This window comes from Nereida ignava, assembly GCF_047114695.1.
Lineage (GTDB): Bacteria > Pseudomonadota > Alphaproteobacteria > Rhodobacterales > Rhodobacteraceae > Nereida > Nereida ignava.
Window position 1 is genome coordinate 1,054,817 of sequence record NZ_CP112885.1, and the last position, 24,938, is coordinate 1,079,754.

Annotated in this window: 22 protein-coding genes and 1 pseudogene; 11 read left to right on the forward strand and 12 right to left on the reverse strand. The window is 56.0% G+C overall.

The genetic code is table 11. The annotated features are described in order from the left end of the window. Window position 1: 1 nt before the first annotated feature. Window positions 2–1,321: a thymidine phosphorylase gene (locus OLX08_RS05230; protein ID WP_391482947.1), complete on the reverse strand. Its 1,320-nt coding sequence runs from the start codon at window positions 1,319–1,321 to the stop codon at window positions 2–4. Then, window positions 1,318–1,761, reverse strand: a pseudogene (locus OLX08_RS05235) (cytidine deaminase); the annotation flags it as partial. The gene OLX08_RS05230 and the pseudogene OLX08_RS05235, both read right to left, overlap by 4 nt. Window positions 1,762–1,892: 131 nt before the next feature. Here OLX08_RS05235 and OLX08_RS05240 point away from each other — a divergent pair. The 3 genes from OLX08_RS05240 to OLX08_RS05250 all read left to right on the forward strand — a co-directional run bounded on the left by OLX08_RS05240 (window position 1,893) and on the right by OLX08_RS05250 (window position 6,792). Then, window positions 1,893–4,178 carry an NADP-dependent malic enzyme gene (locus OLX08_RS05240; protein WP_391482949.1) on the forward strand — a complete coding sequence of 762 codons (2,286 nt, stop codon included), beginning with the start codon at window positions 1,893–1,895 and terminating at the stop codon, window positions 4,176–4,178. A gap of 196 nt (window positions 4,179–4,374) precedes the next feature. Then, entirely contained in the window at window positions 4,375–6,264 is a 1,890-nt protein-coding gene (locus OLX08_RS05245) for a propionyl-CoA synthetase (protein WP_391482950.1), read from the forward strand. Window positions 6,265–6,318: 54 nt separating this feature from the next. Next, window positions 6,319–6,792 (forward strand): CIA30 family protein, encoded by a 474-nt coding sequence (locus OLX08_RS05250; protein ID WP_391482951.1) that lies wholly within the window; start codon window positions 6,319–6,321, stop codon window positions 6,790–6,792. Between the two features lie 8 nt (window positions 6,793–6,800). On the opposite strand, the gene OLX08_RS05255 is transcribed toward OLX08_RS05250, so the two are convergent. Then, on the reverse strand, window positions 6,801–7,364 hold the full coding sequence (locus OLX08_RS05255; RefSeq protein ID WP_391482953.1) for a hypothetical protein: 564 nt from the start codon (window positions 7,362–7,364) through the stop codon (window positions 6,801–6,803). Next, window positions 7,361–8,128 carry an NAD kinase gene (locus tag OLX08_RS05260; RefSeq protein ID WP_341246854.1) on the reverse strand — a complete coding sequence of 256 codons (768 nt, stop codon included), beginning with the start codon at window positions 8,126–8,128 and terminating at the stop codon, window positions 7,361–7,363. The genes OLX08_RS05255 and OLX08_RS05260 overlap by 4 nt, the downstream gene beginning before the upstream one ends. 198 nt (window positions 8,129–8,326) lie before the next feature. Here OLX08_RS05260 and glyA point away from each other — a divergent pair, with 198 nt between their 5' ends. Continuing rightward, window positions 8,327–9,622 carry a serine hydroxymethyltransferase gene (glyA, locus tag OLX08_RS05265; protein WP_341246855.1) on the forward strand — a complete coding sequence of 432 codons (1,296 nt, stop codon included), beginning with the start codon at window positions 8,327–8,329 and terminating at the stop codon, window positions 9,620–9,622. A gap of 25 nt (window positions 9,623–9,647) precedes the next feature. On the opposite strand, the gene OLX08_RS05270 is transcribed toward glyA, so the two are convergent. After that, complete coding sequence (locus tag OLX08_RS05270; protein WP_391482955.1) at window positions 9,648–10,019, reverse strand: hypothetical protein; 372 nt, start codon at window positions 10,017–10,019, stop codon at window positions 9,648–9,650. A gap of 16 nt (window positions 10,020–10,035) precedes the next feature. Here OLX08_RS05270 and OLX08_RS05275 point away from each other — a divergent pair, with 16 nt between their 5' ends. Next, entirely contained in the window at window positions 10,036–10,776 is a 741-nt protein-coding gene (locus tag OLX08_RS05275; protein WP_391482956.1) for an alpha/beta fold hydrolase, read from the forward strand. Between the two features lie 18 nt (window positions 10,777–10,794). On the opposite strand, the gene OLX08_RS05280 is transcribed toward OLX08_RS05275, so the two are convergent. Then, window positions 10,795–11,955, reverse strand: a complete 1,161-nt coding sequence (locus tag OLX08_RS05280) for a DUF4147 domain-containing protein (RefSeq protein ID WP_391482957.1) — start codon at window positions 11,953–11,955, stop codon at window positions 10,795–10,797. A 166-nt stretch (window positions 11,956–12,121) separates the two neighbouring features. On the opposite strand from OLX08_RS05280, the gene OLX08_RS05285 reads away from it, so the two are divergent. The 5 genes from OLX08_RS05285 to OLX08_RS05305 all read left to right on the forward strand — a co-directional run bounded on the left by OLX08_RS05285 (window position 12,122) and on the right by OLX08_RS05305 (window position 17,943). Next, window positions 12,122–13,048 (forward strand): aldo/keto reductase, encoded by a 927-nt coding sequence (locus OLX08_RS05285; RefSeq protein ID WP_391482959.1) that lies wholly within the window; start codon window positions 12,122–12,124, stop codon window positions 13,046–13,048. A gap of 71 nt (window positions 13,049–13,119) precedes the next feature. Further along, window positions 13,120–13,746, forward strand: a complete 627-nt coding sequence (locus tag OLX08_RS05290) for a nucleoside triphosphate hydrolase (protein WP_391482960.1) — start codon at window positions 13,120–13,122, stop codon at window positions 13,744–13,746. Between the two features lie 155 nt (window positions 13,747–13,901). Further along, a complete protein-coding gene (locus tag OLX08_RS05295; RefSeq protein ID WP_391482962.1) occupies window positions 13,902–16,091 on the forward strand; it encodes an NADP-dependent isocitrate dehydrogenase in 2,190 nt (729 codons plus the stop codon). A gap of 204 nt (window positions 16,092–16,295) precedes the next feature. Further along, the gene (locus OLX08_RS05300; RefSeq protein ID WP_391482964.1) at window positions 16,296–16,871 is read left to right on the forward strand and encodes a hypothetical protein; all 576 of its coding nucleotides are present in this window, start codon (window positions 16,296–16,298) and stop codon (window positions 16,869–16,871) included. A 109-nt stretch (window positions 16,872–16,980) separates the two neighbouring features. Next, window positions 16,981–17,943 carry an ABC transporter substrate-binding protein gene (locus OLX08_RS05305; RefSeq protein WP_048599368.1) on the forward strand — a complete coding sequence of 321 codons (963 nt, stop codon included), beginning with the start codon at window positions 16,981–16,983 and terminating at the stop codon, window positions 17,941–17,943. Between the two features lie 102 nt (window positions 17,944–18,045). Here OLX08_RS05305 and OLX08_RS05310 read toward each other — a convergent pair whose 3' ends face one another. The 5 genes from OLX08_RS05310 to OLX08_RS05330 all read right to left on the reverse strand — a co-directional run bounded on the left by OLX08_RS05310 (window position 18,046) and on the right by OLX08_RS05330 (window position 23,055). Then, window positions 18,046–18,903 carry a fumarylacetoacetate hydrolase family protein gene (locus tag OLX08_RS05310; RefSeq protein WP_391482968.1) on the reverse strand — a complete coding sequence of 286 codons (858 nt, stop codon included), beginning with the start codon at window positions 18,901–18,903 and terminating at the stop codon, window positions 18,046–18,048. Between the two features lie 100 nt (window positions 18,904–19,003). After that, window positions 19,004–19,786 carry a LysR substrate-binding domain-containing protein gene (locus OLX08_RS05315; protein ID WP_391483172.1) on the reverse strand — a complete coding sequence of 261 codons (783 nt, stop codon included), beginning with the start codon at window positions 19,784–19,786 and terminating at the stop codon, window positions 19,004–19,006. Beyond that, a complete protein-coding gene (locus OLX08_RS05320; protein ID WP_391482970.1) occupies window positions 19,720–20,373 on the reverse strand; it encodes an SAF domain-containing protein in 654 nt (217 codons plus the stop codon). The genes OLX08_RS05315 and OLX08_RS05320 overlap by 67 nt, the downstream gene beginning before the upstream one ends. An 82-nt stretch (window positions 20,374–20,455) precedes the next feature. After that, window positions 20,456–21,565 (reverse strand): TauD/TfdA family dioxygenase, encoded by a 1,110-nt coding sequence (locus OLX08_RS05325; RefSeq protein ID WP_391482972.1) that lies wholly within the window; start codon window positions 21,563–21,565, stop codon window positions 20,456–20,458. 248 nt (window positions 21,566–21,813) lie between these two features. Continuing rightward, complete coding sequence (locus tag OLX08_RS05330) at window positions 21,814–23,055, reverse strand: FAD-binding domain-containing protein (RefSeq protein WP_391482973.1); 1,242 nt, start codon at window positions 23,053–23,055, stop codon at window positions 21,814–21,816. A 198-nt stretch (window positions 23,056–23,253) separates the two neighbouring features. Here OLX08_RS05330 and OLX08_RS05335 point away from each other — a divergent pair, with 198 nt between their 5' ends. Then, window positions 23,254–23,568 carry a hypothetical protein gene (locus tag OLX08_RS05335; protein WP_391482975.1) on the forward strand — a complete coding sequence of 105 codons (315 nt, stop codon included), beginning with the start codon at window positions 23,254–23,256 and terminating at the stop codon, window positions 23,566–23,568. A 37-nt stretch (window positions 23,569–23,605) separates the two neighbouring features. Here OLX08_RS05335 and OLX08_RS05340 read toward each other — a convergent pair whose 3' ends face one another. Continuing rightward, window positions 23,606–24,931: a Y-family DNA polymerase gene (locus OLX08_RS05340; protein WP_391482977.1), complete on the reverse strand. Its 1,326-nt coding sequence runs from the start codon at window positions 24,929–24,931 to the stop codon at window positions 23,606–23,608. Between the last annotated feature and the right edge of the window lie 7 nt (window positions 24,932–24,938).

Sequence of the window (24,938 nt, forward strand, 5' to 3'; positions counted from 1 at the left end):
TTTAGTCCCCCTGCCCGACACGTTTGTAAATGGTCGGCGGCAGGTCCATCGGCGCATCGCCAAGGGTGATCGCCGCGCGGATGATTTTGGTCGCGGCGTCCGCGTCATGCTCGGAACGGGCGTGCAACATACACAGCGGCACATCCGCGTCGATCTGATCGCCCAAAGCTGCGATGTCCGACAGGCCAACAGAGTGATCGATCCGCCCGCCGATCGTTTTGCGCCCGCCACCAAGATGCACGACAAGCTGGCCCAATGCCTCGCCATCAATTGCGGTGACAAAGCCCGCGCGCGGCGGCAGAACTTCTTGCATCACTGGCGCGCTTGGCAAGCGGTCTTCCCACCGATCGACAAAATCATGGGGCCCGCCCATGGCGCTGATCATACGGCCAAAGACCTCGGCGGCGTTGCCATTGTAGAATGTATCCGTAATCAAATCGGCCCCTTGGGTGGCGTCTTGGGCAAGGCCCGCGCTGGCCAAAACAGAGCCTGCCAGATTGGCGGCCATGTCGGGCAAATCATGATCAACCCCGTCGCCCGTCAAGGCGTGCAGGGCCTCGGAAAGTTCCAGCGCGTTGCCCATAGATTTGGCAAGTGGTTGGTTCATGTCCGTGATGAGGGCGGTGGTTTTGCAGCCCGCACCGTTGGCCACATTGACCAAAGCGTTGGCCAGCACTTCGGCCTCGGCCACGGTTTTCATGAACGCGCCGCTGCCCATTTTGATATCAAGCACCAGCGCATCAAGACCGGCCGCAAGCTTTTTGGACAAGATCGACGCGGTGATCAGGGCCGTGCTTTTCACCGTGCCTGTCACGTCACGGACCGCGTAAAGGCGTTTGTCGGCGGGGGCCACATCTGTACTTGCGGCGACGATGGCGCAGCCGACCTCGCCTACTATTTTGCGAAACTTTGCGGGCGCGATATCGGCGGTGATGCCCGGGATGGATTCCAGTTTATCAAGGGTGCCGCCCGTGTGCCCAAGCCCGCGGCCTGAAATCATTGGGACGTATGCGCCACAGGCCGCAAGTGCGGGCGCGATCAAAAACGATGTGCAATCCCCAACACCGCCCGTCGAATGTTTGTCGATCACCGGCCCATCAAGGCCCCATTCCAGCACAGTGCCGCTATCGCGCATTTGCGTTGTCAGGGCCAAGAGTCCCTCGTCTCCCAGCCCGTGCAAACACACGGCCATGGCAAAAGCGCCCGCCTGCGCATCAGTCATGGAGCCGTCAACAAGGCCGCGCACGATCTGGGCAATCTCATCCGGATCAGGCGGCGTGCCACCGCGAAACTGATCAAGTAGAGGAGCGAAAGATGTCATTTGGCCATGTGATCGGCGTTGAAGACACCGGGCAAAAGTTCTTCGAGGGTCATGGAAAGCGTGTTGCCGCCGGTTGTGCCCATGGTGACCACCACATCGCCTGCGCCAAACTCGCGCAGCTTTTGACGGCACCCGCCGCACGGCGGCACCGGGGTTGGCGACCCCGCGATCACGGCGACCTCAACGATGCGTCCTTGTCCTGCGGCAACCATGGCCGCCAACGCGCCCGCTTCAGCACAGGTTCCTTCGGGATAGGCTACGTTTTCAACATTGCAGCCCACAAACACATCACCCGCATCCGTGCGCACTGCAGCCCCTACTTGGAAGTTGGAATAAGGGGCGTGCGCATTTTTCATGACCGCGTGAGCGGCCTGCATGAGCGGTGATGTTGACATGTCTGGTTCCTCTCGGCTTAACGCCAGCATAACTCGGGTTTGGGCTGAGTAAAACGGAGATCACCGCCCATGTCACCGTGCAATCGAACAGCGCGCGCGGCCCCCGTGAAAATATTGCCATTGGCAGGCCATGAAAAAAGTAGTTTAACGTTAAACAAATACCTTGGGAGGGCATTATGACAGACAATTCCAACCGTGATCCACAAGCATTGCGTCAAGCAGCGTTGGATTACCACCGCCACCCCAAGCCCGGAAAGCTGGAAATTCGCGCAACCAAGCCGCTGGCCAACGGACGTGATTTGGCGCGCGCATATTCGCCCGGTGTGGCCGAAGCCTGCATCGAGATCACCAAAGACGCCGAGGCCGCACAAGAATACACATCACGCGGCAATCTTGTGGCGGTTGTCACGAATGGCTCTGCGGTTTTGGGCCTTGGTAACATCGGCGCGCTTGCCTCAAAACCCGTGATGGAGGGCAAGGCGGTCCTGTTCAAGAAATTCGCCAACATCGATTGTTTCGACATTGAGTTGAACGAGCCGGACCCCGAAAAACTTGCGGATATTGTCTGCGCGCTTGAGCCAACGTTTGGCGCGATTAACCTTGAGGATATCAAAGCACCTGATTGTTTTATCGTCGAAAAACTGTGCCGTGAGCGGATGAACATTCCTGTTTTCCACGACGATCAGCACGGAACGGCCATTGTTGTGGGGGCCGCCGCAACAAATGCGCTGCACCTTGCGGGCAAGAAGTTTGAGGACATAAAGATCGTCTCTACTGGTGGAGGTGCGGCGGGCATTGCCTGTCTGAATATGCTGCTGAAACTGGGCGTGAAACGCGAAAACGTGTGGCTGTGCGACATCGAAGGGCTGGTTTACGAGGGCCGCACCAGTGAGATGACAGATCAAAAAGCCGAATACGCGCAGGCCAGTGATCTGCGCACGCTTGATGAAGTAATTGACGGCGCGGATATGTTCCTTGGGCTGTCTGGCGCGGGCGTTTTGAAGCCCGAGATGGTCGCCAAGATGAGCGATCAGCCGATTATTTTTGCATTGGCCAACCCCAACCCCGAGATTGATCCAGAAGCCGCGCGCGCCGTGGCACCGAACGCGTTGATTGCGACGGGCCGGTCAGATTTCCCCAACCAAGTCAACAACGTGCTGTGTTTCCCGTTTATTTTCCGCGGTGCGCTGGACGTGGGCGCGACCGAGATCAACGATGCGATGCAGCTGGCTTGTATCGACGGAATTGCCCAACTTGCCCGCGCCACCACAAGCGCCGAGGCGGCCGAGGCCTACCGCGGTGAGCAGCTTACGTTCGGGCCGGACTACCTTATTCCCAAGCCGTTTGATCCGCGCCTGATGGGGGTTGTGGCCTCGTCCGTGGCGCGCGCTGCAATGGAAAGCGGCGTGGCTAAGCGTCCCCTTGCGGATGTGGATCAGTACCACGCGGACCTTGATACATCTGTATTCAAATCCGCGCTTATCATGCGTCCCGTTTTCCAAGCAGCCAGCACCGCGACACGCCGGATTGTATTCGCCGAAGGTGAGGACGAGCGCGTGTTACGCACGGCCCAAGCGCTGCTTGAGGAAACCACCGAGACACCCATTCTGATTGGTCGTCCTGATGTGATTGGGCGGCGGTGCGAGCGTGCAGGTCTGAAAATTCGTCCCGAAGATTTAGAGATCGTGAACCCCAACCGCGATGATCGTTACCGCGATTACGTGCAGACCTATCACGAGTTGATGGCCCGTTCTGGTGTGACACCTGATTTGGCCCGCGCGATCATGCGGACCAACACCACTGCCATTGGATCCGTGATGGTGCACCGCGGCGAGGCTGACAGCATGATTTGCGGCACATTTGGTCAGTATTTGTGGCACCTCAACTACGTAGAGCAGGTGCTTGGCTCGGACGATTTGAAGCCTGCAGGCGCGCTGTCACTGATGATTTTGGAGGACGGCCCGCTCTTTATTGCCGACACGCACATCCACGCGATGCCCACGCCCGATCAAGTTGCCCAAACCGTTATTAGTGCTGCGCGCCACGTACGCCGCTTTGGGATTGAGCCGAAGATTGCGCTGTGTTCAGGCTCGGAGTTTGGCAACCTTGATAGCCAATCTGGACGCACAATGCGCGATGCGCTGCAGGTTCTTGACGGGTTGGGACTTGATTTCCAATACGAAGGCGAGATGCACACGGACAGTGCTTTGGACCCTGATTTGCGCGGTCGCGTCTTCCCGCAGTCGCGTTTGCAGGGGCAGGCCAATGTGTTGATTTACGCCAACACTGATGCGGCTGGTGCGACGCGAAACATCCTGAAATCCAAAGCCGGCGGGCTTGAAGTTGGGCCAATTCTGATGGGCATGGGCAACCGTGCGCACATCGTCACGCCCTCAATCACGGCGCGCGGATTGCTCAACATTTCTGCTTTGGCGGGCACCCCTGTGACCCACTACGGCTAGGGGCGGCAGGCGCGTCATCCTCTCAGATTGGGGGCTAAATCTGCGCAGAAGCATGATTATTTCGTGCTGTTTGCGCAAACGGTCCCTTGCCAGCACCGCGGTGCATACGCTTAATGCGCCCGACCAATTCTGCGCGGCCTCGTTTCGGCGGGAATGCAGCGCGGGAACGATGGTGCATCTGAGAGGACCCTGACCGATGAGCTATGCCAACACTTACGCCGCGTGGCGCAACGACCCCGAAGCATTCTGGATGGGCGCTGCCCAACAGATCGCGTGGGACCGCGCCCCAACCAAAGCGCTGTTTGCCGAAAACGCGCCGATGTATGAGTGGTTCAGCGACGGTTTGGTGAACACGTGTTACAACGCCGTTGACCGACACGTGGACGCAGGGCGCGGCGATCAGGCGGCAATCATTTACGACAGCCCCGTCACAGGCAGCCAGCGTACTTTGACCTATTCCCAATTGCGCGACGAAGTTGCCGGTTTTGCGGGCGGTCTGGCAGCCCAAGGCGTGGGCAAAGGCGACCGCGTTTTGATTTACATGCCCATGGTCGCCGAAGCGATTGTGGCGATGTTGGCGTGCGGACGCATCGGGGCGATCCACTCGGTGGTATTTGGCGGTTTTGCCGCCCACGAATTGGCCGTACGCATTGATGACGCCCAGCCCAAATGCATCGTAGCTGCGTCCTGTGGTATCGAAGGCAGCAAGACAATCGCTTACAAGCCATTGCTTGATACGGCCATCGACAGTGCCACCCACAAGCCAGAAACCTGCGTGATTTTGCAGCGCGAGCAACTGAGCTGTGATCTGGGGCCACGTGATCTGGATTGGCACGCGTTTCAGCAAGGCACCCAGCCTGCCGCGTGTCTTCCCGTGGAAGGCAACCACCCCGCCTATATCCTGTATACCAGTGGGACGACCGGCGCGCCCAAAGGCGTTGTGCGCCACACAGGCGGGCATTTGGTGGCGATGAACTGGACCATGAAAAACGTCTATGACGTTGAACCCGGTGATGTGTTTTGGGCCGCTTCTGACGTGGGCTGGGTCGTGGGGCACAGCTATATTTGCTACGCGCCGTTGATCCACGGCAACACCACCATCGTCTTTGAAGGTAAGCCCGTTGGCACCCCTGATGCGGGCACGTTCTGGCGCGTGATGTCAGAACACAACGTCAAAGTTTTCTTTACCGCCCCAACCGCGTTCCGTGCCGTAAAACGTGAGGATCCTGAAGGTAAGCTGTTTGCCAATTACGACCTGCCCCATCTGAAATCGATCTTCTTGGCAGGTGAGCGCGCAGACCCCGACACGATCAAATGGTTGGGCAACATGACAGGCCTGCCAGTGATCGACCACTGGTGGCAAACAGAAACCGGTTACGCCATTGCGGGCAACCCCATGGGCATTGAGCCGCTACCTGTCAAAATCGGTTCCCCCACAGTGCCGATGCCCGGCTATGACGTGCAAATTCTTGATGACGGCGGCCACCCGCTACCTGCGGGCGAGTTGGGTGCAATCACCATCAAACTGCCCCTGCCGCCTGGCTGTCTGCCAACCCTTTGGAACGCCGAAGACAGGTTCAAAAGCAGCTATCTTGAAGCCTTTCCGGGATATTACGAGACAGGCGACGCAGGCATGATTGATGAGGACGGCTATGTCTACATCATGGCGCGCACTGATGACGTGATTAACGTGGCAGGTCACCGCTTAAGCACCGGCGCGATGGAAGAAGTCTTGGCCGCCCACAAAGACGTTGCCGAATGCGCCGTGATCGGCGTGAACGACGCGCTAAAAGGTCAGTTGCCGTTGGGCTTTTTGTGCCTGAACGCGGGCGTGGACCGTGACCCAAGCGAAATTGTCGCCGACGTAATCGCAGATGTGCGCGGCCAAATCGGGCCTGTTGCGGCGTTTAAACTGGCGGTGGTTGTTGACCGGTTGCCCAAGACACGGTCGGGCAAAATCCTGCGCGGCGTCATGGCCAAAATTGCCGACAGCGCGCCCTATAAAGAGCCTGCGACCATTGATGATCCGGCGATCCTTGATGAAATCAGGGCCGCACTTCAGACCCTTGGCTACGCGAAAAGCTAAGCGGTTAGTCAACGCCGCACTGGACATCTAACGCCAAGTGCCCACTTTAAGGGTATGGTAATTGATGACTTTTCGAGCTTGGATTTATGGCGCTTTGTCACCGACGGGGTGATGGGCGGTGTCTCTGAGGGCACCATGACACGCGGCCGCGAGGGGGACGTCGATTACGTTCGCCTGAGCGGTGACGTGAGCACAGAAAACAACGGCGGGTTCATTCAAATCCGCCGTGATATGCCGCCTCTGCCGCCCGAAGCGCAGGTACTAACCCTGCGGGTGCGGGGCAATGGTGCCTCCTATTTTGCCAACCTGCGTACAACGGATGCAAAACGTCCGTGGCACAGTTACCGCGCGGAATTTCAGACCACAAATGAATGGCGTGATATCACGTTGCCTTTGGCCGATTTCGCCCCTGCGGGACGCGGCTTTGATCTGCCGCTCAATACCCAAAACATCCGCACCATCGGGATCATCGCCTATGGCCGCGATTACGCAGCTGACGTCAGCGTGGCACAGATTGGCTGGAGGTAGCGCAGTGGCTATCGCGCGGATAGACCACGCAGCGGTTTGGGTTCTGCAAAATAGCTAAGGACGAACGCAGGTTGGCCGCGCAAAATTTGTCCGTCTGGTGTTTCAGACAGGCCAACCAGCACCCCACCCCGTTCAAAAAACGCAATGCAGCTTGGGCCAAAGGCCCGGGCCGTTTGCAAAAACAACTCAGCTAAATTTGCGTTATCCTGTGCGGTCAATTGATCGCCCATGACTTTTGCGGTGGTGCTTTTACCGTCCGTGCACAGCCGCGCGCCCTCAGGCCGAAGGGTGTCAGCAACGGTCATCACCGCCCCAAGATCCGCATCAAGAATAAAGGTTGAGCGCGCCTGAACCGTGCCGTCATTACGTGCTTGATAACGTGAAATCATCTCGCAGCTATCGGTCTCAAGGTCGTAGTTTGCGCACTCAAACGGGGTTGCAGCAGTACGCGTCAGCAGCTCTTGAAAGCCAATTCGGTCTTGCGGGCCAACGCGCAAACTGCACGCGGTCAGAGACGCAGATGCAAACAGCCAACCCACAACAACAGCTGCGCGGCGCAGCGGGTGGATCATACGAATTGTTCCTGAATGAGCCGTTCTTCCAACCCGTGTCCAGGGTCAAACAAAATGCGGTGCGCAATCGAAGGGTCCGAGTGGATTTCCACGCTGGCCACATTGTTCACACTGCGGCTGTCTGCATCGGCCATCACCGGGCGCTTGGCAGGGTTGACCACCTCAAAGCGGACCTTGGCCGTCTTTGGCAAAAGCGCCCCGCGCCAGCGCCGGGGCCGGAACGCCGCCATTGCCGTGAGGGCCAAAACATCCGAACCGATCGGCAAAATCGGACCGTGAGCCGAGTAGTTGTACGCCGTTGAGCCCGCAGGCGTCGAGACCAGCGCCCCGTCACACACCAGTTCTTTCATGCGCAGTTTGTCGTCCACATAAATCCGAAGTTTGGCCGCCTGCGGACCTGCGCGCAGTAGGGATACTTCGTTGATGGCCAATGCCTCGTGGACTGTGCCGTCAACGGTTTTTGCAATCATCGACAGCGGGTTGATGACCTCTTCTTCAGCCGCAGCAAGCCGGAACGGCAAATCATCCGCGTGATATTCATTCATCAAAAAGCCAACAGTGCCGCGGTTCATGCCGTAAACAGGCGTATCGAGGTGCTGTGTTGCGTGCAAAGTTTGCAGCATAAACCCGTCGCCGCCCAAGGCCACAATCACTTCGGCCTGTCCAAGATCCGCATTGCCATACCGCGCGCTTAACACCTCCAACGCGCTTTGCGCGGTCTGCGTATCGCTTGCCGCAAAGGCGATTTTGGGAAGCTGCCCCATGGGAGTTTTCCTTTAGGTTCATGGACGTTGCGTAAAGACATCGCCTGTGCCGATGTGAAACGCAAGCCGCCTATGGCGACCTTTCGTCACCGCTTTCATCACCATTATGACGGAAACGGGCCTTTTTCCGATAGGAAACATGCGTTAACTTACCGCCAAACCGCCCGTGCGCGGTGCTTAACTCAAAAGGATGCTGCCATGAACGCCCCACACCGTGATGATGGATTTTTCACAGAAACCCTCGAGACACGCGATCCGGCTCTCTATGCTGCGATGCAGGCCGAACTTGGCCGCCAGCGTAACGAGATCGAGCTGATCGCCTCTGAAAACATCGTGTCTGCAGCGGTGATGGAAGCCCAAGGCGGCGTGATGACCAACAAATACGCCGAAGGCTATTCGGGCCGCCGCTACTACGGTGGGTGCCAACACGTGGACGTTGCAGAAGACTTGGCAATTGAACGCGCCAAAGAGCTGTTCGGCTGCGGATTTGCAAACGTTCAGCCCAACTCAGGCTCACAGGCGAACCAAGGTGTGTTTCAGGCGTTGCTTGCACCGGGTGCAACTATTTTGGGGATGTCGCTGGACGCAGGTGGCCACTTGACCCACGGCGCGCGCCCGAACCAATCAGGCAAGTGGTTCAACGCCGTTCAGTACGGTGTGCGCAAAGAAGACAATCTGCTGGATTACGATGAGGTCCAACGACTTGCGACCGAGCATAACCCCGACATGATCATCGCTGGCGGCTCTGCCATTCCACGGGTCATTGATTTTGCCCGCATGCGCGAAATTGCAGACAGCGTCGGTGCGTATCTGTTGGTGGACATGGCGCACTTTGCAGGTCTGGTTGCGACAGGTCTGTACCCCTCGCCGTTCCCACATGCGCACGCGGCCACAACGACCACACACAAAACATTGCGCGGCCCACGCGGCGGCATGATCCTGACCAACGACGAAGCTTTAGCCAAGAAGTTCAACTCTGCGATCTTCCCCGGCATCCAAGGCGGCCCTTTGATGCACGTCATCGCCGGTAAAGCCGTGGCATTTGGCGAGGCCCTGCGCCCCGAGTTCCAAAGCTACCAATCCCAAGTGATCAAGAACGCCCAAGCGTTGGCAGATCAACTCATCAAAGGTGGGTTGGACATTGTCACCGGTGGCACTGACACGCACCTGATGCTGGTCGACCTGCGTCCCAAAGGCGTGAAAGGCAACACCACAGAAGAGGCGCTTGAGCGCGCGCATATCACTTGCAACAAAAACGGTATTCCGTTTGACCCAGAAAAGCCGATGGTCACATCTGGCCTGCGTTTGGGCACACCTGCAGGCACAACGCGCGGCTTTACCGAAGTTGAATTCCGCCAAGTAGGTGATCTGATTGTTGAGGTCGTGAACGGTCTTGCAGCAAACGGACCAGACGGAAACGGGGACGTCGAAAAAGCAGTTGCGGCAAAAGTCGAAGCACTTTGCGCACAGTTCCCAATTTACCCGAACCTGTGATCAAAGCCCGTGGCGCGGAGCCAACCTAAACATAGCCGCGCCACACCAGCAGCCCCACAAAGGCAGCACCGGTGATCAAAAGCGCAAACATTGCGCGCCCCAAGATACCAAGAACAAAGCCCACGCGCCGGTCGCGTGGGTTTATTTCGTTTAGATAAAGACACACCTCGGAATGCGCGCGCACGACTGCGGCGGGATCGATCTGTTTTGCCAGTTGCGGATGCTCTGCGACCGTCGCCGCGTGGGCCAGAAAACGCCCTTTTGCGCGGACACGGCGCGGAAGCACCGCGCCACTGCGTGCAAGCTGATCGCTTAGGGTTTTGCCACGCACAGACAGTTTCTCGCGCAGTAAGGACGCGACCTCATCTGCTTTGTGCTGGATATCTTGGGGGGTCATGGGGTATCCGAATACTATGTTACACCACCTCGTATACGGCGACGAAACCGCCCTTCCAACGCTTTTCATCGGGCACGGCTTGTTCGGCTCTGCGCGCAACTGGAACGTCATTGCCAAGCGTCTGTCAGACAACCGCCGCGTTGTTGTGATTGATCAGCGCAACCACGGCGCAAGTGCGCACACAGCAACACACAGCTATCCAGAAATGGCCGCTGATTTGGCCGAAGTGATTACCGCGTTTGGCGGCAAGGGCGACGTGGTCGGCCACTCTATGGGCGGTAAAGCCGCGATGGTCATGGCCTTGCAGCATCCCGCCCTAGTGAACCGCCTTTTGGTCGCCGACATAGCACCCGTGACATACACGCACACACAAATGGACGTGCTGAACGCCGCACGGGCCACTGATTTAAACGTGGATAGCCGCTCGGCGCTTGATATCCCGATCGATGACAAAGCCGTTGCCGCGTTTCTTGCGCAAAGTGTTGATATAAAGGCGCAAAAATGGCTGCTGAACCTTGATACGCTTGCGAACGAAATGGAAAAGATCATCGGGTTTCCACAAATAGAAGGCACGTTCACCGGACCCACATTGTTCTTAAGCGGCGCCAATAGTGATTATGTCACGCCAGCCCATCGCCCCGCCATCAAAGAGCTTTTTCCAGACGCAAAATTCGCGAAACTGCCGGATGCAGGGCATTGGTTACACGCCGAAAAGCCACGCGAATTTGAGGCAACCGTCCGCTATTTTATGGACTGACGCGATGGATATAGCGCCCTAACCTGCATCCGTAGTTTTGCGGTGCACAATAACCAGGTCCATCACATTTGTCCCCGTAGGACCCGTGACCAATTGATCACCAGTGGTGCGGAAAAACGCGCCCGAGTTGGCCAAGCGGATCGCCTCATCCGCACCATCTGCCGCGCCAAAACTGTCACCATCCACAATCGCGCCGGCACCAGCACTTACCCCATCCGAACCATCAGTGCCCGCGACCAGAATACTCAGGTCACTGCGCCCTGAAATGCGGCGCGCAAGTTCAAGCGCAAGGCCTTGGTTCCGCCCACCCTCGCCCGGGTTATCGGGCAGTTGGACCGTGGGTTCGCCACCAAAAATGTAAATCCCCTCGGGGACAGCAACGCCATCCACGGTCGCCAAAATATCGCCCGCGACGTCATTAATATCACCATAAAGCGTTTCCGCATTGTGGTGCACGTGCATCCCTAAAGTCGTGGCCTGTGCTGCAGCGGCATCCCGCGCCACCGCATTTGAGCCAACGATATGGCGGCTATAGCGCAGCGTGCCGCCACCATAAGCACCAATGCCCGAGCCAATCACATCGATCCCGTCACCTTGCACATCTGAAATGGCCAGCACATCCGCCCGCCGTCCGGCAAATGCCGCCAAAAGTTTACCGCCTTTGATACGCGAATGGGCAATGCGTTCTGCGTTGATTTGGCCGATGGTGCTACCGTTTGAGAGCGCAATTTTCGTCCGCTCCATCAGGCTTTCCAAACTCATCCCGCTTGGCAACGCCTCAACCAACGCGGACGCGCCGCCGGACACCAGCATCAACAAACGGCTATCAGGGGCGCAGTCTTGGACGAAAGCCAAAGCAGCCTTCCCCGCAGCGATTGACCGCGCGCAGGGCATCGGATGCGAGGCTTCGCGTATCTCAACATGCGGCAGATCAGGCGCACCGTCGGCGTGGCCATCCTTGGTAATAATCAAAGCAGGCGTGGCGGCGCGCACATTCTCAGGCAGGCCCATGTACATCGCATAGGCGGCCTTACCCACGGCAAGAATGTGATCTGGCGCCTGCATAAAACGCTGCGCAAAAGCACGTGCAACCGCAGGCTCACCCTTCACTGCATCTACACCCGCTTCAAAAAGGCGGCGCAGTGCATCGCGTGTGTTTGAGCTATCAAAACTGTTCATTTGCAAAGCTTAGCGAGCGTGTAAAGCGCGCGCAATTCGCATCGTAGAATATATGCTTGATCGGCGGGACCTTCGCCGGAAACGCAATCCCAACATACAAAGATATGTTGACCTTTGGTCCCACAGCACCAAACCATACCACAGGCCCAGATCGGAGATAACGCCCATGCTCAGCACACAAAATGCCACGCCCATTTCACCGCTTTGTTTTGGCTGCATGCAATTTGGCGGCACCGCCGATGAGGCCAACAGCCGCGCGATGTATGATGCGTGCCGCACCGCAGGGATCAATTTTTTCGACACGGCGCACCTTTATACGGGCGGCGTCTCAGAGGAATTTTTGGGGACCTTTGCCGCCGGCGAGCGCGATGATTTATATATTGCAACCAAGGCCGGATATACGGGCGGCAGCACCGCCAGCAATATTTTCACCACCTTCGACATCAGCCGCCAGCGCCTTGGCATGGACATGGTCGACGCGCTTTACCTGCACCGCTGGGACGACAACACCCCCCTTGAGGAAACATTCGAAGCGCTTGCGACCCTTCAGGCCGACGGCAAAATCCGCCACATCGGCGTGTCCAACTTTGCCGCTTGGCAAGTCATGAAAGCGCAAGCTGTCGCACAGAAACTGGGCAGCAAAATTGATATGTTTCAGCCGATGTATTCATTGGTGAAACGCCAAGCCGAGGTTGAAATCCTTCCCATGGCAGAGGCCGAGGGGATTGCCATTGTGCCCTATTCCCCCCTTGGCGGTGGCCTTTTGACCGGCAAATACAGTACGGGCGCGCAAGGGAGGCTTTCAACAGACGAGCGTTATGCCGCCCGCTACGGTCAGGAATGGATGTATCAAACCGCAGCTGATCTTGCGGCCCTTGCAGAAGAAATGGGGCATTCACCAGCCAGTCTGGCCGTGGCATGGGCCGCCCGTCACCGCGGCGTCACAGCACCAATTATCAGCGCCCGAAACGCCGAACAACTGGCCCCTTCACTGGCCGCCCTTAAGATTTCCCTAAGCGACGAAGACTACGCACGCATCGCCGCCCTATCGCCCACACCAGCGCCAGCGACCGACCGGCTTGAAGAAGCTTAGACTGCCTTCTCAACGGCTACTGCACGCGCTAAACCGCTGATGTGAAATGCAGGAACTAGGCAAATCAAACCATGGACAAAACCGCAGATTATTTCGCTGAAATCGTAACTAGGCGGGCAACTGGGCTGATCGGCTATCGAAAGATTATCGCGATCTCAGGCCCTCCTGCTTCGGGTAAATCGACCGTTGCGGAGGCTGTAGTTGCATCGCTGATTACTATGGAAAAAACGGCGACTTTGGTGCCGATGGATGGATTCCATTTAGACAATGCGGTGCTTGAAAGAGCGGGTACATTGGCGCGCAAAGGAGCCCCTGAGACGTTCGATGCGGATGGGTTTGTGCATCTCATTTCGCGGATCGCGAACGCCACAGAAGCAGTATACGCGCCAGTTTTTGATCGGTCCCGCGATATCGCCGTTGCTGGGGCTCAACTGATCCCGAAGCATGCCGAGTTTGTGATTGTAGAGGGCAATTATTTGATGCTGAACGCGGCACCTTGGGACCAATTGCGGCAGTTCTGGACCCTAAGCGTGGCGATTTCAGCCCCAATGGACGTACTTGAACAGCGGCTGATAGAGCGGTGGGCACATTATGACATCGCCCCCGATGAGGCCCGCGCCAAAGTGCAGGGCAACGACTTGAGGAACGCCAAAATGGTTTTGCAAAATAGTGCGCCAAGCGATCTGATACTGGGCTAAGACGCTCATACGGCGCGCGCTTGCGCACGATTAGGGCTTAATTTCACAAAAACTTGTCAAAACGTCCGATTATTTGACCGTATACAACGGCATACTGTCGACGCGCGTAGATTCATCGGCTAAGGAAATGACAAATCACACTCGCGAGGTTTCTCATGTCAGACATTATCTACACAAAAGTGGACGAAGCGCCCGAACTTGCGTCCGCATCTTTCCTGCCGATCATCCAGAAATTTGCAAAGGCCGCAGGCGTATCTGTCGGCACAAAGGACATCAGCCTCGCAGGTCGTATTTTGGCAACATTCCCAGAGCACCTTAGCGAAGAGCAACGCCAGTCAGACGATTTGGCTGAACTTGGCCGTTTGGTGAAAACCCCCGATGCCAACGTAATCAAGCTGCCCAACATCTCGGCATCCGTGCCGCAACTGGTCGCGGCGGTGAAAGAGTTGCAATCCCAAGGCTATGCCCTGCCCGATTATCCAGAGACACCAACCACGCCAGAAGAAATTGCGGTCCGCGCAAAATATGACGGCATCAAAGGGTCTGCGGTGAACCCCGTTCTACGCGAAGGCAACTCTGATCGTCGTGCGGCCAAAGCGGTTAAAGCATTCGCCCAAAACAACCCCCACCGGATGGGCGAGTGGACCGCAGACAGCAAAACGCGCGTCTCTGCGATGCGCGGTGGTGACTTCTTCTCAAACGAAGTTTCAACAACCCTTAGCGCTGATGCGGATGTGAAGATTGTGCTTGAGACTGCATCTGGCGAGACGGTTCTGAAAGACGGCTTGTCCTTTCCTAAAGGTACAGTAGTTGACGCGACTTTCATGAGTGCGCGCGCGCTTGATGCGTTTCTTGCAGATGAAATCGCAAAGACAAAATCCGAAGGCACATTGTTCTCGCTACACATGAAAGCAACGATGATGAAGGTGTCTGACCCGATCATCTTTGGTCACGCAGTGAAAGCGTTCTTGGCGCCGGTCTTTGAAAAGCACGGGTCCGCAATGGCCGAGCTTGGCGTGAACCCAAACTCTGGCTTGGGTGACTTGTTGGCCCGCGTCAAAGACCAGCCAGCGATCATGGCTGACATTGATGCGTGCATGGCTGACCGTCCCCCGATGTATATGGTCGATTCCGACAAAGGCATCACGAACTTACACGTGCCTTCTGATGTCATCATCGATGCATCCATGCCCGCCTTAATCCGCGCCGGCGGCAAAGGCTGGGGTCCTGATGGGGCTGAAAGCGACGCAAACTGTGTGATCCCCGATAACTCATATGCGCCAGTTTACGACGAGACGATCAAGTTCTTTAAGGCCAATGGCAAGCTGAACCCAGCAACGGCCGGCACAGTGCAAAACATTGGCCTGATGGCACAAAAAGCCGAAGAATACGGCTCACACCCGACCACTTTTGAAATCCCTGAAGCAGGCACCGTAAAGATGGTACTGGCCGACGGCACTGTGTTGCACAGCCACGCAGTTGAAGCAGGTGACATTTGGCGTTCTGCATCTGCGCGCCAAGCGCCGATCGAAGATTGGGTGAACTTGGCCATCGACCGTCAAAAAGCCGAAGGCTGTGAAGCTATTTTCTGGCTTGACGAAAACCGCGCACACGACGCTGAGCTGATCGCTTATGTGAAGCCAATCCTTGAGGCGCGCGGCCTCAGCGACACGTTCAAAATCATGGCCCCACGCGAAGCAACACGCGCATCGCTCGAGACCATCACCGCAGGTCGCAACAGCATCGCCATCACCGGCAACGTACTGCGCGACTACCTGACAGATTTGTTCCCGATCCTTGAATTGGCGACCTCGGCCAAAATGCTGTCGATCGTGAAACTGATGAACGGTGGCGGCCTGTTTGAAACTGGTGCGGGCGGCTCTGCGCCCAAGCACGTTCAACAGCTGATGGAGCAAAACCACCTGCGTTGGGATAGCCTTGGCGAATTCTGCGCATTGGGTGAAAGCCTGCAGTTCCTTGCGGATGCAAAGGGCAACGAAAAGGCTCGTGTTTTGGGTCAAGCCGTTGATGCAGCCACCCAAGGCATCTTGGATAACGACCGCTCACCTTCGCGCAAAGTAGGTGAGCCGGATAACCGTGACAGCCACTACTGGTTTGCCCGTTACTGGGCCGAGGCACTGGCCGCACAAGACGCCGACGCGGATCTTGCGGCACATTTCGCACCAATTGCAGAAGCCCTGCGTGAGAACGAAGCACAGATCGTTGCAGAAATCGCAGCGGCCCAAGGAAGCCCTGCGGACCTTGGTGGTTACTTCCACACGGACCCTGCGAAAACAGCAACGGTGATGCGCGCTTCAGCAACCCTGAACAGCATCATCGGCTAATAAGGCTAGTTTAAGCATCAAGAACCGCGCGCTCCGGATTGGGGCGCGCGGTTTTTTTCATCTATCCAGCATGTGCCCCACCCCCAACTTTCCGTGCACACCACTGTATTCGAAACTGCGGCACTTACGTCAGTACGTTCAGTTTTAATTTGACATCACGCCTTCCAAACCTCTATCGGGCCAAAACGCGATAGGAGAGATGTCATGCGCAGCGTCAGTCTGAAGGCTGAAATTGAGGCAGTGTTCGTTGTTACCCTTGCCTATGTCACATTGTTTGCCGTGACCTTTTTGTTCGTTATGCCCGTCCAAGGTGCGTATTTTCATTGGTTACCAATGAACATCAGCCTTTTGTTTTTGCCCCATGGTGTCCGGCTGTTGTCCATCTATCTTTTCGGGTGGAAGGCGTTGTTCTACCTTCTGCCTGGCCACATAATTACGTGGGCATATCAATCGTTTATGCTGGGAAGTGAGCAGGATATCTTCTCTTCCATTGTCTCAATCACCGCTAGCTTTTTCGCCGTTTGTCTGGTGTTCCGCACATGGACGCATCACAGCGAGAGTGAGCTGCGCTCTCATTGGCAACTGATCTTGATTGCTGGCGCACTTGCGTCAATTGGCAACGGGTTGGGGCACGCTTTTATCTATGGCGGCCAGCTTGATGTGGCGTGGCTGATCTTGGCTGGGGGCTATCTTATTGGGGATGTCACGGGGCTATTTGTCTTGCTCATGGCCCTGATTTTTGTCTCGCGGTGGTACCGTGTTTGGTCAAATAAAGTTTGACGGTGTGAAAACCAAATCTTGCGTGTGTAAAAAACAGTGTCATAGTTCTCCGTATTCACAGACCAGATACTTGCAAAAAAGTCTGGCGCTTAACAACGGGAACAAAGACATGAAAAAAACACTGCTTGCGACAGCATTCGTAGGACTTGGCCTGCCTACGGCCGCTATGGCCGATTGCGGCGAAGTCTCCATTGCTGAAATGAACTGGGCCTCTGGCCAGATCATCACGCGCATCACCGAATTCCTGATGGTCCAAGGATACGGATGTGACGTCACTGTTGTCCCATCCGCAACCACCACCGCGATCACATCACTTGCAGAAAACAACGAGCCTGACATCGTGCCAGAGCTTTGGGTAAACTCTGCACCTGCGTATTTTGACCTCGAAGCCGAAGGCAAGCTGGTCAAAGCATCAGACGTATTTGCTGAAGGCGGCAGCGAAAACTGGTGGGTGCCTGACTACCTTGTCGCAGCGCACCCAGAGCTTGCAACAATCGAGGGCGTTCTTGCTAACCCTGATCTTGTTGGCGGTCGCTTCCACAACTGCCCAGACGGCTGGGGGTGCCGCATTGCGAATGACAACCTTGTTAAAGCGTTCGATTTTGACGGCAAAGGCATGGAAGTCTTCAACCACGGTTCCGGTGAAACACTGGCCGCAACGATGGCTGCAGCCTATGAGAACCAAGAGCCATGGTTCGGCTACTATTGGGGACCAACTGCGGTACTTGGCCGTTACAACATGGTTGCCGTCGACATGGGACCCTACGATGCCGAAATTCACGCGTGTAACCAGACCCAAGATTGCGCTGCACCGCAAATCTCGGCCTACCCTGCAGCGCCTGTTTTGACAGTTGTCACATCGGACTTTGCCGAGCGTAACCCAGATGTATTTGAGTTGGTCAGCAACATCTCGTTCGGCACACAAGAGCTGAGCAATCTGTTGGCATGGCAGAAAGACAACAAAGCATCTGCAGAAGAAGCAACAGTGCACTTCCTGACAACCAACCAAGACACATGGAAGTCATGGATCAATGAAGGTGCAGCCACAAAGCTTGGCGCGATCTTCAAGTAAATTCATAAAGTAACTCAGGCGCCACACGATATTGTGGCGCCTGAGTTTTTTGACCTGCACAAGAAATGCCTCGCGGAACCACAACACCGGCGCAGCGCTCTACTAAGCGGACGGCAGCACCACGTTTGTTTGCTGGCCCAATCCCTCAATCCCCAAGCTAACAGTTTCGCCCCCATGCAAAAAGCGCGGTGGATTTTGCCCCATGCCAACACCGGGTGGCGTGCCCGTTGAGATGACGTCCCCGGGCTGAAGGCTCATGAACTGACTACAATACGAAATAAGATGCGGAACTTTGAAAATCAGCGTCGACGTTGAGCCCGACTGCATCCGCACCCCATCCACATCAAGCCACATCGACAGATCATTCACGTTTGAGATTTCATCAGGCGTCACAAGCCAAGGACCCGTGGGGCCAAACGTGTCACAACCCTTTCCCTTGTCCCATGTGCCCGACCGGTTCAGTTGGAAATCGCGTTCAGACACGTCGTTGATAACACAAAAGCCTGCAACATGGTCCATCGCGTTGGCTTCATCAATGTAGTTGCCACCCTGTCCGATCACGACGCCCAGCTCAACTTCCCAATCAGTTTTGGTACTGCCACGCGGCACCTGAATTGGATCATTCGGGCCACAAACAGCAGAGGTCCATTTGCTGAAAATTATAGGCTCGGCAGGGATATCCATGCCAGCTTCGGCAGCATGATCTGCGTAGTTCAAACCAATACAGATGAACTTTCCAATTCCGCCGACACAGGCCCCAAGGCGCAGGTTTCCTTGTGGCGTCCCCATAACAAGCGGCAGGCTTGCCAGATCGATCCCAGCCAACCGTGCGATGCTGTCGGGCAAAAGCGCATTTCCCCCCACATCATCAATCAAACCAGACAGGTCGCGTACGTGGCCAGTTGCGTCCAGCATCCCGGGCTTTTCCGCACCTTCGGCACCGTATCTTACAAGCTTCATTGCGCCCTCCTTTTAATAAGATTTGGCAGTATGAATGCCCCGCCTACGGCAAAGTAATCAATAGAACGTCACGGAGACAAGACGGCAAGTGGGCCCCGTCCTACCATTCAACGCTTGGCGCCAGAAACTTCAACAGCGCGCGGGACTGAACCGTAATGCTGTCGCGGTCGCGCATGGCGATGCGCAGCTCGCGGCGGGCCCAGTCTTCTTCAATAGGGATCATCACAATGTCTGTCCCCTCAAGGTAGGGCTCAACCGCGCCCAAAGACAAAATCGCGATGCCCAGACGTGCCTGAACCATGCGCCGGACACCGTCGAAACTCATCACTTGTACGCGTGTTCTGATTTGGCTGTTCAGCTCATAGGCCTGCCGCTCAAGATGATGCTGGATGGAGCTACCCTGCTGCAGCGCCACAAAATCTTCGCTCAGCACATCTGCAAATGTCACTTTTTTAAACTCCGCAATCCGGTGATCCGAGGGGGCCGCAATGACAAGCGTATCGCGCCTGTAGAGCACAGATTGCTCCCCCGGTGCATCCGTGAACCCTGAATAGATGCCAAGTTCAGTCTCGCCAGAGCGCACCGCGTCCAAAATATCTGCACTGGTTTGCTCAATCAGCTGAATGCGCAAATCGGGATGTTCCCGCACGAAGGCAGCAAGGTCTTCGGGCAAAAACTGCGTGATCGATGAGGTGTTCGCCGCCACGCGAATGGTTCCTTGGGTGCCGTCCACATGGGCCCCCATACTAACTTCCATTGCAGCAAGGGACTGCCGGATATTGTGGGCGTGCTCTAACAGTTCCTGCCCTGCTGGGGTCAGTTCAACACCGCGTCGCTGTCGATAAAGAAGCGGTGCACCGATGGAACGTTCAAGCTCTGAAATACGTTTGCTGGCTGCCGAAGCAGCGAGGTTATGACGCTTGGCCGCGCGCGCAATACTGCCAAGGCCTCAACGTCTTTGCGAAGGCGATACGCGTCTGTGGTCTGGTCAATTTTGACATCGCCCCACGTGACGGCAGCCCCTTCCACAACATCGCGCGTTAACGTCACATTGTGCGCAAGACCCAATGGCAAGTACCCGTGCTGAACCGATAAAGGTGCAGGACGCAGGCCACCGGAAACAGTATAACCGCCTTCGCCGTCCAAGACCTCGCCTGCCTTAAGGTTGCGCTTGGCGATTGCTGCCACGTCCCCACGGAACTCTGTCGCGACACCTTTTGGTTCACCGCGGATGCCAATGCTTGCTACAGAATAGGGCAATTCCAACCCGATCAAATGCCAACGGCGGCTTTCGCACATGTAGCGCCCTGATGGGTCCGTGACGACTTTGTATTCCTCAAAACAGTTTTTGAGGTATTCCGTGTCCGCCTCAAAACACACCCAAACCCCCTTGCGAATGTCAAAGGGGATCTGCGAACCGTCTTCGCGCAAACAAGAGATCACCTCGAGCATGCCTTTACGCTCAAGCACACCGCCCTACAGAGATAAACCACAGACAAATACGAAAAATGGGACGTACCAACGCGAATGCTGGCCCGCCCCAAGATAGTTGCTACCCCCGCTTCAAAACACGCAAACGGCTGTCCCATTCACCACGATCAACATAGCACCCCCGAAGGTGGCGAAAGCCTGTCGACGGATCAAAAGCCTCGCGGCCATGCATAACGCGACGGTTGTCAAAAACCACCATTTCGCCGCCACACAAGCGAAAAGCGATGCCATAAGCGGGATCACGGGTCATTTGCATAAACTTGCGGTACGCACGGTAGAACGCGGTCATCGTGCTTGGATCAAGGTCCAGAATATCCGCAAGATGCGCGTTAAAACAAACTTCGCGAACTTCACCTTTGGCCCCAAGTTCTATCACACGCTTGCGCGAACGGATGTCCGTTTCATTGTCATGAAACCGAAACGGAACTGATACGGTCGACAGTATCTCAAATGCCCCAGGATCAGCTGTCCGCAAATCCTCAGCAACCGCGGCGCCATCACAAAATGTGGACCCACCGCCTTGGGCCTCGTTGGCAATGCAGTGCAGGAACTGATAGCCCGGAGGCGCATCTTGATTTGTCAGATCAGTGTGTAAAGGCAGCGCATCAGATGTGTAGGCAAGGTTAATCGGGTCAGGTTTGGACATGACCTCAAAAGTCACGCCAAAATTAGTCTCGCGCAGATGCCCGATGTGGCGCGCAACTGTTTCGCCTGCCTCTGGATCATCGGCCAAGCCAGTCACAATCGACAGGCCGTATCTTTTTGTCTGCTCAAGCCACTCAGCAAGGGCATCATTTGACGACATAAGTGTGCTGGCATCTTTGCGCGGCACACCATGGTCGCCAAGCTCGGCGCGCCAAGGAACAGGTGCAATATCCGCGGGGTCATAACGTACCTGTCCAGGCCGATGGGCCTTGACCCAATCAAGGTCAAATCGACTTGGCGCCGCCCCTGACGTCCATGTCAGGATCAAGGCATCGGCGGTGATTTCAGCCTCATGCGGCGCAAGATCAAGCGGCACGCTGGTAAGGTCAAAGTCACGCTCGCCTGTTTTGGCGTGAAAGCCGGAAGGGTCGCTGTCACGCAGCCAAATATACGGAAACTGGCCGACGGTGCCGTCAGGCCAAGATATCTCAAGGCTCTCGGCCCCAGATGTAAGGTTCGGTGTCATAGGTATCTCCGATGAGAATGTGATGTCAGAAAACTGAAAATAGACGCTCACCTAACAGGGGGGTGGCCACCACTCCTGAGCCTTACCGTGCGGGTGGCCCAGACATCTTCCCAACACAGCGCACATGGCTCCTCCCGAAATGCTACCACTCGACTAGAGCACGAACAGCGATACGGTCAAAGAAATTCTTGAATGGCCACTCTAGCGACGCTGACGAAAAAACCCCGCAATAACAGATGTGTACTTGATCAGTGAGTAGTACCAAGTTTTTCCAAAACGGACGGTACCGCTTTTTTCATCGCAAAAAATCCCTTGGTTGCGTGAGGCCAAGCGATTGTATCAAACGGGCGGCGCACTTGAATAAGGTTAATACCCGCTGCTGTCAGATCAGGATGTGCTTCTGTAAGCGCGGTCGCGGTCGGCCCGATGGGCGCATATCCTGTAACCACCGTTTTTGTTTGGTGCCGCTCACAAGCCTTAATGATTTCGTTTGCCCATGCGTCCTGATTGATGATCACAGCGCCACCACAGGCGTCCTGCATCGCGCCTGACGCAAAGCGTTGCGCTAACTCTGCTACAGGCAAGGGTGATCTGCCTGTCGTTGCGAGCGCCCCTATCGTTGCCACAGGCGCATGAGGCAGCACGTCTGCAATCTGCATATCATCTTCTGTGACCACCAGCAGAAACTCATTCCGGATATCTTTTGGCGGCACCGCATCCGGAAGCCGTTTGCGCAAATGATCACTCGCATCTTTAATCGGCGTGACGTTCGTGGTGATCTGGTGGGTCGGACAAAACCGTCTGTTGGTAAATTTGGAAATATTTGAAACACGCGCGATGTAGGGCCGCCCCTTGGTTTGAATGCCCGCAACCCAACGCCAAGCCAAAGTGTTCGATGCGGGATCGCCGTCTATCAAATGCCGCAGAAAGAAATCTGCGCCCAACTCCCAAGGCAGGCGCAAAGTGAAAATCCAGATTGACGCGAACCACATGCGCGCGTGGTTATGCAGATAGCCGGTCGTAACCAGTTCTTCGGCCCATGCGTCAAAGCAATCAATCCCCGTCTCACCTGCTATCGCCTCGCTGTACTGCGCGGCCAAACGCCGATCTTTTTCGAGGCTTTTGATCTGCCTGCGTAACCCCGCTTGGTACGCCGGCCAGACCGTCGGATGCTGTTCAAGCCATCCTTTGAAATAGGTTCGCCAAAAAACTTCATGCACAAACCGTTCAGCTTTTTTGAAATCATGCACGCGAAGTGCCGCCTCTAAAACCTCGGTCTCCGTGATCAAGCGGTGTCTTATCCAAGGTGACAGCGCCGAGACATTTGCACGGCATTCCGGACCCAAATCATAGTTACGGCATCGATCGTAGACATCACCCGCACGGTCGCTAAAGGCCGCCAGCCGCGCCAATCCTGCCTGCCGCGTTGGCGTAAAGTCTGGCTGCTCAAAACGCGCGGCCAACTCAGCGATCAGATCTTTTGTTTTCATGTTTCTGACCCCGCGCCGTTGAACGTAAAATGCTGCAAAAAACGCCCCACGCCACTGTCGTAATAGACGCTTATCAGGCCGCTTCATGGGACATTCAGTTAGCGGCAATTCCGCCTGCGTCGAGAGAAGATCAAACCAAAGTCGGATGTTGCCAAAGATCACGTCGCTCTAGCTTACCAAATAATTGAAAGGCATAGCATGACACAGATTGAACCAAAAACCGCTGACCTTGTGGCACACTATGCCGTGCTGACAAAGGAAACGATGCCAGAGTTAGCGCGGACAACCCACCGCCATTGGCCCGTCAGAAACGATCACTGTTTTCAGCGTATTGTGCTGGATGCCGTATGTGGTGGCGTCTGGTACGACCATTTGGCGCGCCCAGCCTACAAACACTTAACCCGGGCACAAGCGATGCAAGCCGTAAGTCTATGCAGCGATATCATTGACGGAACGGCTGATCTGAATGCGTTGAACAAACAGTCCTTAGTTTGGCGCGGCAAGTTGAGTTAAGTTTCTGAGGCACAAAAAGCGCGCCTGTTTTCAGCCCTCAAAAACTACAGAAATGCGTGTCACCATCGTCACCTATGGGTGCCTCAAAATCCCCCGCCTCTGGTATCCGCCCGAATGCGATTTTACCGCCGACGTATCCGCCCGGAACAGTCTCCTGCACCCCGAGTGACAATGCTTTTCCGCCAAATCGTGACCGCATTTGATCCATCGTTTCACTAATCGTTTCCCACCGTGTGCGATCATCCGCATCGTTGGAAAGCGTATCAAACAGGTCACCTGTTAAATCCGCTTCCGCGTCCAGCCCGTGCAGCATGACTGAGACAGCGTGGGGGCTGAATGGCATCGTCCGGCGTGCCTCAGCCAAACCTTGGGCAAGGGTTTTGCGAAAGCTGTTATCGTCACGCGATGGGGCAAACTGCCCTTCCCAATTCCAACGTTGCGCCTGAGCGCTTTTTGCACGGGTTGAGCGTAAGCGTTGACTTCGCATGGAAAGGGTCAGCCTTGACGCGCGCAGATCTGTGCGCCGCAACCGCCGCGCCGCACCTGCCAGCAGTTGTCGTGCGCAATCTTCTACTTTGTCAGGGCTGCGCCATTCACGCGGCAGCACACGGCTGTGTCCAAACATGCGCTTGCGTGTCTGGGCGCGCGGGGCGTGTGTGCCGTGCAGTTCTTGTAAAAACCGCTCACCTTCAACGTTGCCCCAAATTGCGCGCGCTTGTTTCGGCGCAAGGTGCCAAAGCCCCACAAAATCTGTAACCCCCGCCGCGGCCAGTCGGGCAATCATACCGTCACCGACACCCGACAACTTGGTCAACTTGAGATCGGCCAGCGTATCAGGCAGCATATCCAAATCCAACAAAAGCGTGCCATTTGGTTTATCCCGTTCCGCTGCGATTTTTGCCAAAAGCTCTGTCGGGGCCATCCCAATTGAACAGGTCAAAACAGGGCTGAATTCCTGCGCCAAGGCTGCCTTAATTCTTGCCGCCAGCGCCAAACACTGCCGCGCTTCACTTGGCAACAAAGCGCAGACAACCTCATCAATTGATCTGACGTCTTGGATCGGCACAACAGTTTCGATCGCCTCAAGAATGCGGTTGTGCAACCGCACATAAACATCATGGCGCGCCACAACGAATATCATATCAGGCACCACAGCCCGTGCATCGCGTGCTGGCATGTTGTTTTTCACGCCCATCGCCTTGGCTTCGCGACTGACGGCGATGCAGCCCGTATGAGCGGAATCCAACGCAACAACACCTATGGGCTTGCCGCGTAGTGCGGGGTTAAAATGCTGTTCAGCCGAAGCAAAAAAGCTGTCAAAATCCAGATACAGCCGCTCAGGAAGGCGCAGATTTTCTGACATTTTCAAC